The 13,161-nt window shown below is 31.4% G+C and carries 13 protein-coding genes; 3 read left to right on the top strand and 10 right to left on the bottom strand.

Annotated elements, in window-relative coordinates; all coding sequences use genetic code 11:
- The 6 genes from CF66_RS03300 to ribD all read right to left on the bottom strand — a co-directional run.
- A partial coding sequence (locus CF66_RS03300) for a phosphatidylglycerophosphatase A (RefSeq protein ID WP_034411629.1) occupies positions 1-219 on the bottom strand: 219 nt, incomplete at its 3' end.
- Positions 212-1,189: a thiamine-phosphate kinase gene (gene thiL / locus CF66_RS03295; RefSeq protein ID WP_016503731.1), complete on the bottom strand. Its 978-nt coding sequence runs from the start codon at positions 1,187-1,189 to the stop codon at positions 212-214. The genes thiL and CF66_RS03300, both read right to left, overlap by 8 nt.
- 43 nt (positions 1,190-1,232) lie before the next feature.
- Positions 1,233-1,712, bottom strand: coding sequence for a transcription antitermination factor NusB (gene nusB, locus CF66_RS03290; RefSeq protein ID WP_052541671.1), 480 nt, complete (start codon positions 1,710-1,712; stop codon positions 1,233-1,235).
- The gene (gene ribH, locus CF66_RS03285) at positions 1,684-2,157 is read right to left on the bottom strand and encodes a 6,7-dimethyl-8-ribityllumazine synthase (protein WP_016503733.1); all 474 of its coding nucleotides are present in this window, start codon (positions 2,155-2,157) and stop codon (positions 1,684-1,686) included. Before ribH ends, nusB begins: the two co-directional genes overlap by 29 nt.
- Before the next feature lie 66 nt (positions 2,158-2,223).
- Positions 2,224-3,339: a 3,4-dihydroxy-2-butanone-4-phosphate synthase gene (ribB, locus tag CF66_RS03280; protein ID WP_034411628.1), complete on the bottom strand. Its 1,116-nt coding sequence runs from the start codon at positions 3,337-3,339 to the stop codon at positions 2,224-2,226.
- Between the two features lie 315 nt (positions 3,340-3,654).
- Positions 3,655-4,785, bottom strand: a complete 1,131-nt coding sequence (gene ribD / locus CF66_RS03275) for a bifunctional diaminohydroxyphosphoribosylaminopyrimidine deaminase/5-amino-6-(5-phosphoribosylamino)uracil reductase RibD (RefSeq protein WP_034411627.1) — start codon at positions 4,783-4,785, stop codon at positions 3,655-3,657.
- Positions 4,786-5,325: 540 nt separating this feature from the next.
- Here ribD and CF66_RS03270 point away from each other — a divergent pair.
- Complete coding sequence (locus CF66_RS03270) at positions 5,326-6,459, top strand: flagellin (RefSeq protein ID WP_016503736.1); 1,134 nt, start codon at positions 5,326-5,328, stop codon at positions 6,457-6,459.
- 140 nt (positions 6,460-6,599) lie between these two features.
- Here CF66_RS03270 and CF66_RS03265 read toward each other — a convergent pair whose 3' ends face one another.
- On the bottom strand, positions 6,600-7,631 hold the full coding sequence (locus tag CF66_RS03265; RefSeq protein WP_016503737.1) for a DapH/DapD/GlmU-related protein: 1,032 nt from the start codon (positions 7,629-7,631) through the stop codon (positions 6,600-6,602).
- Between the two features lie 130 nt (positions 7,632-7,761).
- Entirely contained in the window at positions 7,762-8,370 is a 609-nt protein-coding gene (locus tag CF66_RS03260) for a peroxiredoxin C (RefSeq protein WP_016503738.1), read from the bottom strand.
- Between the two features lie 381 nt (positions 8,371-8,751).
- Between CF66_RS03260 and CF66_RS04730 the strand changes: the two genes are divergently transcribed.
- Complete coding sequence (locus CF66_RS04730; RefSeq protein WP_081697377.1) at positions 8,752-9,117, top strand: YajG family lipoprotein; 366 nt, start codon at positions 8,752-8,754, stop codon at positions 9,115-9,117.
- 255 nt (positions 9,118-9,372) lie between these two features.
- The gene (gene rfaD / locus CF66_RS03250; protein ID WP_034411626.1) at positions 9,373-10,320 is read left to right on the top strand and encodes an ADP-glyceromanno-heptose 6-epimerase; all 948 of its coding nucleotides are present in this window, start codon (positions 9,373-9,375) and stop codon (positions 10,318-10,320) included.
- 44 nt (positions 10,321-10,364) lie between these two features.
- Here rfaD and secF read toward each other — a convergent pair whose 3' ends face one another.
- Together secF and secD are read right to left on the bottom strand one after the other, a co-directional pair.
- Positions 10,365-11,276 (bottom strand): protein translocase subunit SecF, encoded by a 912-nt coding sequence (gene secF / locus CF66_RS03245; protein WP_034411643.1) that lies wholly within the window; start codon positions 11,274-11,276, stop codon positions 10,365-10,367.
- Positions 11,277-11,290: 14 nt separating this feature from the next.
- Complete coding sequence (gene secD / locus CF66_RS03240; RefSeq protein ID WP_034411625.1) at positions 11,291-13,141, bottom strand: protein translocase subunit SecD; 1,851 nt, start codon at positions 13,139-13,141, stop codon at positions 11,291-11,293.
- Positions 13,142-13,161 lie beyond the last annotated feature (20 nt).

Genomic DNA, 13,161 nt, shown 5'->3' with positions numbered 1-13,161 from the left:
GTCAGAAACAACTTGACACGCCTTAATTCCTAATATAAATAAAATTATTATAATAAAAATATAAATAAATAGAGATAACTGAACTAAAATAAAGAGAAAAGGTATTGAAACCAAAGTACCTATAGTTCCAGGACTTATAGGAGATAAGCCACTATAAAATCCTGTTGCAATAAAATGCCAAAAACATTTAGAAGAAATAGGGGAGAAAAAACTACTCATGCTTTACCTTAAAATGGTCGTAACCATCTAACGTCCAGTTAAGAAGTTTTCCTTGGTTATGCAACTGAAATATCCCTGATTGTTTGATTTTACCAATACAAGATACCTTTACACCTAGATGTACTAAGCGCTGTTCGAGCATTTTTTTTTTCTGATCTGGAACAGTAAAACATAATTCATATTCTTCTCCACTACTTAATGCATACTTCCAAGCTCGAGATATACAGCCAACAAATTTAATAAGTTCAGGTGATACTGGCAATAATGATACATCAATTGAGGCACCAACTTGAGAACGTTCAAGAATATGATTTATATCAAGAATAAGACCATCTGAAATATCAATAGCTGCACTTGCGATATCCAATAACATTTTTCCAACTAGCACTCGAGGAGTTGAAAGATAATGTCTTCTTTCTAATTCTTTAGCAAATGGATGCTTTCTTAATGCAGTATCTAAAATTACACTTAGGCCAGCTTTACTATCACCTAAATTACCAGTTACATAGATCCAATCACCAATAGCAGCACCACTCCGCTTTAAGGCTTTATTTTTTGGTAAAAAACCTTGTACAGTTAAAGTTAAACTTAATGAACCTTTTGTAGTATCACCACCAATTAGCTGAATACCAAAATGATTCGCTATTTTAAAAAATGAATCACAAAATGGTGTTAGCCAAGCTTCATAGAAATCTGGAATAGTTAAAGCAAATGAGCACCAACTAGGTGTAGCTCCCATTGCAGCTAAATCACTAATAGAAGATGATAATGCTTTATGTGCAACTAAAGCAGGATCAGCAGTTGATAAAAAGTGAGTCCCAGCAACAAGCGTATCCGTACTAATCGCAATTAAAAAGTTCTCGGGAGCCTGTACTAATGCACAATCATCTCCTAAAGAAAGGATAACATCACTACGATTAGATTGACGGCTAGAAAAAAAATCATTAATTAAATTAAATTCACTGGACATATACTTTAGGGGAATACATATTAATTAATAAATGTAAGAAATATCACTGAACATGACTAACTTTATCAAGTATCCCATTCACAAATTTATAGCTATCCTCTGCAGCAAATAATTTGGCTAGTTCGATTGCTTCATTTATCACTACTTTGTAGGGAATACTACAATACTTCATTTCATATATAGCAATTCTAAGTAATGCTAATTCCATCATGCCTAAGTCTTTGATTGAACGAGATAAATATGGGTAAATCCAGCGATCCAATTCTAGATGGCTTAATATAACACCTGATAATATACGGCGAAAATAAGTGACATCTGTCTCCGGCATAGAGAGAGAAGGTTCTAACGCGTGATATTTTTCCTCTTCATATTTATCAGCAGATAAAAAGTGCTTTTCAATTATAGAAAGATCAAACCTAGTGATCTGCCAGGAATAAATAGCTTGCAAAGCAAATTGACGTGCATTTCGACGAGAAACAGCTTTCACAGGTCCCTCACAAAGAATTAATTTTTGATAAAACATCAATCATCTCAAGAAGACTTAATGCAGCTTCTGCACCTTTGTTTCCAGCTTTAGTCCCTGCTCGTTCAATTGCCTGATCAATTGTATCAACAGTTAAAACACCAAATGCTATTGGAATACCGTATTGCAAAGATATTTTTGCTAAGCCTGAATTACATTCTGAACATACATATTCAAAATGTGGAGTTCCACCTCTTATTACTGTACCAAGCGATACAATTCCATCATATTGATCTACTTGAGCTATCTTTTGGGCAACAAGAGGGAGTTCTATCGCACCAGGACAATACACTGCAGTAATTTTCTCTTCACTGATTTGCCCATAACGCTTTAAAACGTCAACTGCACCAGAAAGAAGACTTTCATTAACAAAACTATTGAAACGAGAAATAATAACAGCAATCTGTGCATTTGATGAGGAAAAAACGCCTTCAATAATTTTCATAAATTAAATTTCTCTACTTTAATTCTTGGTGTTATAAATTAACAACTCTCAAAAATAAAAAAATAATCATTCGTAAATATACTCAACAACACTTAAACCAAAAGCTGAAAGTGCACGGTATTTTTGAGGAGTCGAAGCAAGTAAACGCATATTGCTGACCCCTAAATCTGATAAAATTTGTGATCCTATACCAACTCTTCGTGAATTATCTTGCTTTTTAACTTGTACAAGATTTAAGTTGCCTTCATCTTGTTTTGAAAACAATTTTGTACGATGAATTAAAAAATCACTAGTTCCTCCACTGCCAAGAATAACCAAGATACCACCATCCTCAGCTATTCTCATCATCGCTTGATCGATATTCCAAGCAGATTCTGTCTTATTACGAGTACTGTGCAAAATATCACTGAAAAAATCTTGAATATGAACACGAACAAGAGGAATATTTTTCTTTAAAGATCCTTTTTTTAGCGCATAGTGTAACTCGCTGTTTATTGTATCACGAAAAACAAACAATTCAAATTGTCCAAATTTTGTTGGTAATTTACATTCAGCTACACGCTCAATAGTAGTTTCTGTATTATTCCGGTATTCAATTAGATCTGTTATTGTCCCTAGTTTAATATCATGCTTCTGAGAAAATTTCTCTAAATCTGGGCGACGAGCCATAGTACCATCTTCATTGAGAATTTCTACAATTACGGAAGCAGCTTCAAAACCTGCTAAACGAGCTAAATCACAACCAGCTTCAGTATGCCCAGCTCGAGTTAATACACCACCATTTTGAGAAATTAATGGAAAAATATGACCAGGTTGAACAAGATCAGTAGGTCTTGCATTTTTAGCAACAGCAGCTTTCACAGTCATAGCACGATCAGCTGCAGAAATACCAGTTGTTACACCCTTTGCAGCTTCAATTGAAATAGTAAAATTAGTAGTATATGGAGCATTATTATTTTGCACCATAGGGGGCAAACCTAAATATTCACAGCGCTCTTTTTCTAAAGTTAAGCAAATCAATCCACGACCATGCATTGCCATAAAATTAATTGCTTCTGGAGTAATTAGCTCTGCTGCTATAATTAGATCACCTTCATTTTCACGGGATTCATCGTCCATTAAAATAACCATTTTCCCCAGACGAATATCTTCAATAATTTCTTGTGTTTTACTTATTGACATAGTCTGCTCCTATGAGTACCCTTATCCGCTATACATCCCTAACGAATAAAATTCTATACCTAAATTGGTAGACAGATTTTTATTACTCATCTCAGTTCTTATAAAAGCTATAGCAGGGAATAGCTAAGTAGTTGATTCCTAAGTTAGAGTTAAAGCTAGCTCTAGCTTTAACTTAGAAAGACTAAAAACTAGGTTAGTTTTGCTGCTAGCCCTAAATAATAATAGTGAAAAAAACATTTGCGCGCAAAGTAACCAAGTATAAGTATAAGTATAGTTTGACCCTAATATTGTAAATTCATTTGTATTTATGATAGACTAAAAATCAACTGAATTAGAGTTTTTTTTTGACTTAATCGTTGCAATAATGCGAATATCCTCACCTATCTGTCGAATATCTGAAAAACGTAGCTCTAGAATATCAGAAATTTTTTTTATACTTAATTCTCCAAATAAACCAAGACTATCATTACCCATTATTTTAGGTGCTAAATATAATACTAGCTCATCAATCAAATCCAATTTTATTAATGAATTTGCTAATGTTTGACCAGCTTCTACCCAAAGTTCATTGATGCTATGTTCTTTAGCTAGAAACATAAGCATTCTTACTAGATCAAATTGTTTATTTATATTAATAGGAATGTTAATATTCCCTGGCAATGAATTTACAATAAATAAAGGACCACCAAATGTTTTGAACAAATTTAAATTATCATGTAATTTTTCTGAATAATCCAAAATAACACGAAGAGGCTGACGAACTTTTGATTGAGGTAAGTGAGCCCTAATAGATTCTGGAAGCTCACTCCATCGAACATTAAGTGATGCATTATCATTAATTACAGTTTTACTAGTTGATAAAATTGCACTAGATCTAGCACGAAAACCTTGAACATCTCTTCTAGCGTGTACAGAAGTAATCCATTGACTTCTTCCATTAAATAATGCAGTCTTCCCATCAATACTAGCTGCCATTTTTAACCTTATAAATGGCATTCCAGTCTTCATCCGTTTTATAAAACCAACATTTAAAGCTTCAGCATCAGATTGAAGTAATCCAACTTCTACTTCTATACCTGATTTTTTTAATATTAATATGCCTCGTCCAGATACTTTAGGATTTGGATCTTGCATTGCACACACAACTTTTATTACTTTAGCTTTAATAAGAGCTTTAACGCATGCGGGAGTCTTACCATAATATGAACATGGTTCTAAAGTAACATAAACTGTTGCACCAATAGCTTGATGACCAGCAACATTTAAGGCATGAATTTCAGCATGGTAACTTCCGGCTTGATAATGAAACCCTTCTCCTACTATTTTTCCATCTTTCATAATGACGCAACCAACATTAGGATTAGGATCCGTTGTATAAAATCCGCGTTTTGCTAATTCAATTGCTCTTAACATCATTTGATGATCTACATATGAAAACTGTTTCATATTAATTAAAGTATATCTAAATTGATTCAACATGTTAGCATTTTATAGTAACTTAAATGCTTTACTGATTAAATAAATAAAAACTTGTACGTTTAATAAATTAATGCTAGTAAATATATTTAATTTTCTCAACTCAACTAGTTTGGTCTTAATTAAAAAACCTTGCTTCCTGGGTCTATCAAGATAAAAATGACTATAATGAGATAAGCTTATAAAATTTAATAAATAACTCTAAGTTTGTAGAAAAGTATTAGTGATGATATTATTAGAATATAGCTTAGTTATATTAATTCACATTATTGAGCGATTGACTTGATTCTTGAAGTTATTTTTATCTGAGATAAGACGTTAATTTTAGATTTCATCATAGTAATATGGAAATTGTGAATAGACAGATATAAAAAAAGTAGCAGTTGGAACCATTGAACAGCAAATATTATTCGTTATGAATAATATTTAAGATTTTTAAAACTAAACCGTTATCTTAACTACTACGAAGAAGGTTACTTTATTATTTTTTAAAACAATTGGAGAGATACTATGGCAGTAAGTGTAAATACAAACGTATCAGCAATGACAGCACAGCGTTATCTAAATAATGCAGACAATGCTCAAAAGATATCAATGGAACGTTTATCTTCTGGCTTTAAGATTAATAGTGCTAAAGATGATGCAGCAGGCCTTCAAATTTCAAATCGTTTAAATGTACAAAGTCGTGGTCTGGATGTTGCTATACGTAATGCAAACAATGGTATTTCTATTGCACAAATTGCTGAAGGAGCGATGAAAGAAACAACTAATATTTTGCAACGCATGCGTGATCTATCTCTACAATCAGCTAATGGTTCTAACTCTAAATCAGAGCGTATCGCTATACAAGATGAAGTGAGATCTCTTAATGATGAGTTAAATCGTATTGCTGAAACAACATCTTTTGGTGGTAATAAGCTACTTAATGGAAATTTTTCTACTAAATCTTTTCAAATTGGAGCAAACAATGGTGAAGCAGTAATGCTTAGTCTTAATAACATGCGTAGTGATAACTCTGAAATGGGTGGCACTAGCTATAAAGCAAATAATGGGAAAAGTAAAGATTGGTCTATACAGGCTGAGAGGAATGATTTGGCAATTACTTTAACAGACAAAGAAGGTCAGGAGCAAATCATTAATATAGAAGCTAAAATTGGAGATGATATTGAAGAGTTAGCAACCTATATAAACGGGCAAACAAATATGGTAAAAGTTTCTGTGAATGAGAATGGAGAATTACAAATATTTGCTGGTAGTGATAAAGTAGTAGGAGAAGTTTCTTTTAGTGGAACCCTTGCTGATGAATTCGATATGCAAATAGGCAAAAAGGTAGTAGTTAATGCTATTGATGTAACATCTGTAGGTGGTGCACAAGAGTCTGTTGGAATTATTGATTCTGCACTACAATATGTAGATAGCCATCGAGCAGAGCTAGGTGCTTTCCAAAACCGTTTAGAACATGCTATAACTAACTTGGAAAACATTAATGAAAATGTAAATACTTCTAAAAGTCGATTAAAAGATACTGATTTTGCAAAAGAAACTACTGCACTGACTAAATCCCAAATTTTATCTCAAGCTTCAAGTTCTATTCTTGCACAAGCTAAGCAGGCACCGAATGCAGCGTTAAGTTTACTTGGATAAATTTATATTTCATTTCTTAGTTATCAGTTGCATGAATGAATAAGCACCACTAAAAAACCTAGCCATCATTACATTATTTTGGCTAGGTTTTTTAAAAGGTTTCATAAGATAAACATATTTAAACGGGAAAAGCTTCGAAATTAATTATTATTATGTAAGTCACTATTTAATTGTACTACAAGATTATTTTTTAGACATTCAATTTGACCAGTAATAGAATTACGACGAAATAACAAATCAGGAACATTCGAAAGAGTATATGCTTTCACAACTTTTACTCTTTTATGTAAGGTATTTAGAATTAATACTTTTGAACCTGCAGTCAAATATAAACCAGCTTCAATAATACAACGATCACCTAGTGGAAAACCAATACCTGAATTAGCACCTAACAATGCATTCTTACCAATAGAAATAACTGAACAACCTCCTCCAGATAGTGTACCCATTATGGAAGCACCACCACCTATATCAGTTCCAACACCTATTATTACACCTGAAGAAATACGACCTTCCACCATATTCATACCAAGAGTACCCGCATTAAAATTAATAAAACCTTCATGCATAACAGTTGTCCCTTTACCTAAATAGGCTCCAAGTCGAACACGAGATGCATCTGCAATGCGAACTCCAGAAGGAACAATATAATCTACCATTTTTGGGAATTTATCTATGCAATTTACAGTTAAAGAATTTCCTTGCCCCCGTGCTTTAATTTGATATTCAACCAACTCTGGAAGATCAATAGGTCCCTTATTTGTCCAAGCTATATTATGCAATAATGCAAAGATACCATCTAATATAACATTATTAGGTTTAACTAAACGGTGTGAAATTAGTTGCAATTTTAAAAAAACTTCAGCTATAGACTCAGGTTTTTTATCTACTTCAAGAGCAACTAAAATAAAAGATTGATTAGGTAGTAGAGATTTCTCTGAAAAACCTATACTTCTATTATTACTATATGTTTTGAATGTATTTGCTAATTTATCAGCTTGAAGATTAGAAAGCTCAATAACAGTATTACCTTTCCAAAAATAAGTGACTTCTTTTGCTGAATTAACTAAACAATCACTTGGTTTAAGAATAGGCTGAGGGAAAAATGCTTCAATTATCTTTCCATCACGATTTTTGGTAGCAATACCGAAAGCTAATGAAAAGTAAGACATGTCTAATTCTCCATATAAACTAACTATCAAAAAAAAACTACCTAAAAATAACATTTATGCAAGTAAAAAGCCCGAATAAAAATCCGGACCTTAAATCTTTTTATTAATAAAGGATATCACTTAGAAGATGCTATCTATCTAAATCTTTTATATATTTAGATAAAAATTGTGCAACACCTATTGGAGACGCTTTCATACCAGTCTTTCCTTCCTTCCATTGAGCTGGACAAACTTCACCATTTTGTTCATGAAAATTTAAAGCATCTACCATACGTAACATCTCATCAATATCACGTCCTAGTGGAAGATCATTAATTACTTGATGACGTATAATCTGGTTCTCATCTATTAAAAAAGAAGCACGGAATGCTACACCTTCTACTGAATATTCTACTCCATATCCTTTACAAATCTCATGTTTAATATCAGCAACTAAAGGATACTTCACTGGACCAATACCACCATCCTTAATAGCTATCTTACGCCACGCATTATGAGAAAACTGAGAATCTATAGATACACCAATTACCTCTACACCTTTTTCTTTAAAAAGATGAAACCGTTTATCAAATGCAATCAGCTCTGATGGACAAACAAAAGTAAAATCCATCGGATAAAAGAAAAGAACTGATTTCTTACCTTTCGTAAATTCAAAAAAATTAAAATCATTAATAATTTCTCCATTTCCTAACACTGCTGCTGAAGTAAAATCAGGAGCCTTGCATCCAACTAATACCATTTTTTATCTCCTAAATATAAATAAATAACCAAGGAATAATATAACTTAAGCATATCCCCTTCCTTTTATTATATTGTATCAGAAGATTATGATACAGTTCGTAGCACTTAAAGACTAGTAACACTAAACAAAATACGACATTTTAGTGATGCCGATAGAAAATATTATGAAATATTCTAGCTTACTTACCTGTATTGTTCCTCTCATTGTATCATGTTCTTCTATTCAGCAAGAAACACAGATTAACTTTTCACCTCAAATAATACTAAATAAAATTGACCCAACTAAAAAGAATACTTTTTTTTTAATAAGCAAAGATACAAGGCTAACACAGTACATTGGATTAGTTGAAAAATCTTTTTTTAATTCTAAAAAAAACTTATCCATACTAAACAAAACATACGTATCACTGTTGAAAACCTCCTTATAACACAATTCAACGCACAAGGATTTCATCACCAAATAAACAGCCAAAATATAATTGAAATGGAAATTCAAGAAGTGCTTATCAGACTAAAAAGACATATGTTACAAAATAGAATAAATGCTAAATCAACCATTCTGATCACCGCTAAAACACCGATAGGTAAATTAATAAAGACTTACAATGCTAAAATAGAAAGAACATTCGTTCTTAATGAAGTAAATAATACAATTGAAACAATACTAAACGAAATGATAAGTATAGTTTTAATGAAAATATATACTGATTATGAATTACAAGACTATATGAGAAAATATTTCTAACTATTTTTCATATCATACGAATGCATATTTTTTATTAGATTTTATCTAATAAAAAATGAAGATGTATTATCCATAGTAGATTTGTCTGTTAAATAATTTTATTACAGTTAACTGTTCCATCAAATAATTATTACAAAATAATTCTGCTTTTTCAGTAAAATCGTTGATGTTACATATCAAGTTTTTTAGTAGTAATACAATTTTTATTAATAAAAATGCTATACTCAAGCAAAATATCATTCAGGAAGAATATTTATGATCATTGTAACTGGTGGTGCTGGTATGATTGGTAGCAATATTATTAAAGCACTCAACAGAAGAAATATAACAAATATTTTAGTTGTAGATGATTTTAAAAATGGCAAAAAATTTCGAAATCTAGTAGACCTTGATATTAGTGACTATCTAGACCGTAATGATTTTTTATTGAAAATTACAGCTAACAAAAAAACTTTAGGTCAAATTGACGCTATTTTTCATGAAGGTGCATGCGCTGTAACTACAGAATGGGATGGTCACTACATGATGTTGAATAACTATGAGTATTCAAAAAAGCTACTTCATTATTCATTAGAATATAAAATTCCTTTCCTCTATGCATCTTCATCTGCTACTTACGGTAAAAAAAAGGTATTTATTGAAAATAAAGAATATGAAGGAGCTATTAATGTTTATGGATACTCTAAGCAACAATTTGATAATTATGTTCGAAAAATATGGGAAACATCTAAAATTAATAATGAAAAGTTATCACAAATAACTGGCTTTCGTTACTTTAATGTTTATGGACCTCATGAACAACATAAAAATTCAATGGCTTCAATTATTTTTCATTTTAATCGTCAAATAAATTCAGGAGAAACTTTAAAAATATTTGAAGGTAGTAAAAAATTTCAACGAGATTTTGTATATGTAGAAGATGTAGCTGAAGTCAATTTATGGTTTATGAAAAATAAAATATCTGGTATTTTCAATGTAGGAACAGGCAAGGCCACATCGTTTTATAACATAGCTAAAACAATGGTTGAATACTATGGAAAAGGTGAGATTGAAACTATTCCATTTCCAGAACATTTAAAAGATTCTTACCAAAGTTTTACTGAAGCAAACTTAACAAAACTTCGTTCAATTGGTTGTAAGCATAAATTCAAAACAGTCAAAGAAGGTATATTAGAATATATGAAAATTATTAATAGGAAATAAATTTCCTGATTTTTTTGGGAATAAATAAAGAGGAAATAAATTTTTTAATTAACAAAATGCTTTTTTGTTATACCTAATTTTAGTGCTAATGATGATGCAATATAAATTGAGGAATAGGTACCAATAATGATACCAAGACAAAGGGCAATCGCAAAACCATAAAACGTAGTACCACCATATGTGAATAATGCGATAACTACGAATAAGGTAGTTCCAGAAGTAATCAAAGTACGATTTAGTGTTTGAGTGATTGAATTATTGATTATGTCATCTGGCGACAAGGTTAAATTTGGTTTGTAATTGCAGTTTTCTCGAATGCGATCAAAAATAACAACAGTATCATTAAGTGAATATCCAATTACTGTTAGCAACGCTGCAATAATTGTCAAATCGACCTCAATTTGCATTATAGAAAATATACCTAGTGTGATTATCAAGTCATGCACTAACGCTAATATAGCTCCTATTGCTAGACGCCATTCAAAACGAATTGAAACGTACAATAATATGCAGATTAATGAAAAAATTATAGCAAGAATACCAGATTCTTTTAATTCATTACCTACAACTGGCCCAATAAATTCAACCCGGCGAATTTTTACGTTTTCATCATTACCATGTTTAAGAGCATTCAGGACTTGAATTCCTAAATCCTGATTATGATCTGACTGAAACCGGATCATTATATCATGAGAAGAACCTAAATGTTGCACAATTACATTATTATTAAAAAAATCTTTTTCATTTAAAATAGACCGTACGCTAGCTAAATTCACTGGATTTTTAAATCTAACTTCAACTAATGTACCACCAGTAAAATCTAAACCTAAATTTAACTGCCTAGTTAAAATAGAGAAAATAGAAATAACTATTATTGAGATAGAGAAAAAAGATGAAACCTTTATCCAACGCATAAAGTCTATGCTCTTTCTTTCTAATTTCATAATTTGAAACATTATAGCTCCTAATTTTAGATAGAAAGTTTACTAATATTTCTACTACCATAAAGCAAATTTACAATACAACGTGTACCTATAATTGCTGTGAACATTGAAGTTAAAATACCAATCGATAATGTTATAGCGAAACCTTTTATTACGCCAGTACCAATAACAAATAAAACTACTGCAGTAATTAATGTTGTTAAATTAGCATCAGTAATAGTACTAAATGCATTTTTATAACCATAGTGAATAGCTTGCTGAGGATTACAACCATTACGTAACTCTTCTCTAATTCTTTCAAATATTAATACGTTAGCATCAACTGCCATACCAACAGTTAATAGAATACCTGCAATGCCTGGTAATGTCATAGTTGCACCAGGTATCATTGACATTATTCCAATAATCAGAACTAAATTGCTAACTAGTGCTATATTTGCAATCAAGCCAAACTTACGGTAATAAAATAAGGTAAATAATATCACTGACAAAAACCCACAAACGCATGCCATAATCCCTTTTTTTATATTTTCCTTACCCATAGAGGCACCAATAGTACGTTCTTCAATAATTGAAATAGGGGAATTTAAAGTTCCAGCACGAAGTAACAAAGCAAGGTTTCGTGCTTCTGAAATAGAGCGGATACCAGTAATACGAAAATTACGTCCTAACACTGATTGTATGCTTGCTTGATTAATAATCTTTTCATGCTTAGTTAAAATTCTTTTTTCAGAAAATTTATCAATATCGCTCTCATATTCGGTAAATACAGTTGCTATTAATTTCCCAATATTATGACGGGAGAATGTTAGCATTTTTTCTCCACCCTGTTGATCTAATGAAATATTTACCTCGGGACGACCATATTGATCTACAATTGCATTAGCATCAATAATACTTGAACCATCTAGAATAACAGCTTTTTTTAATACTATAGGATAACCGTGCTGGTCTTGTTTAATTTCACTATCCATTGGCACTTTATTAACAGAAAAAGTTTCATCATTATCAACCTCACGAAATTCAAGAACAGCTGTTGCACCTAGAATTTGTTTTGCATGTGCTATATCTTGTACGCCTGGTAACTCAACCACAATCCGACTTAATCCTTGTCGGTAAACTAATGGTTCTGAAACTCCTAGCTCATCAATTCGATTACGTAAAATAACAATATTCTGTTCAACCGCATTATTACGAATTTCTTTTAAATAACCTTCAGTAAAAGTGGCTAATATTGAAAAACGATTATCAATACTTGAATCAATAAAGGTCATATTAGGGTATTTTAACTTAAGCGATTGTTTTGCTTTAATTAATTGCTTCTTATCATAAAATAAAATCTCTAATGAACTTTTATTATCTAAAAGATGAATTCTCTGGTACCGAACCTTTTTTTCACGTAATTCACTACGGAATTCTTCTTTTCTTTGAGTAGTAATCTTCATTATTCCTTCATCAATCTCGACTTCCATTAAAAAATGGACACCTCCACGAAGATCTAAACCAAGCTTCATTGGATTTGCGCCAATTGCTTTCAACCAATTAGGTGAAGAGGAAACAAGCTTTAAAGAAACAATTTGATTTTTACCAAGTACTTCACTGATAATTTTTCGAGCATCACTTTGGTTATTCTCATCATTAAAAAAATTAACAAGAATTGCCCCATCCTTTATAGAAATAGACTTATAAGCAAGATTATGCTGACTTAGGGAAGAACGAATAGTATCTACTAACGATAAATCTAAAGGTACTCCTTGTTTCTCTTTGATTTGAATAGAAATACTCTCACTATATAGATTTGGAAGTGCATATAAAGATATAATAGAAAATAGGAAAAGTACTAATAAATATTGCCATAATGAATAACGATTGAGCAAATCCTCCTCCCACAAAACTA

It is taken from the genome of Candidatus Photodesmus anomalopis, assembly GCF_000731785.2.
In the GTDB taxonomy this organism is placed as follows: Bacteria; Pseudomonadota; Gammaproteobacteria; order Enterobacterales; family Vibrionaceae; genus Vibrio; species Vibrio anomalopis.
The sequence above is the reverse complement of the archived record's forward strand: the minus strand, read 5'-3'. Positions and strand labels throughout refer to the sequence as shown.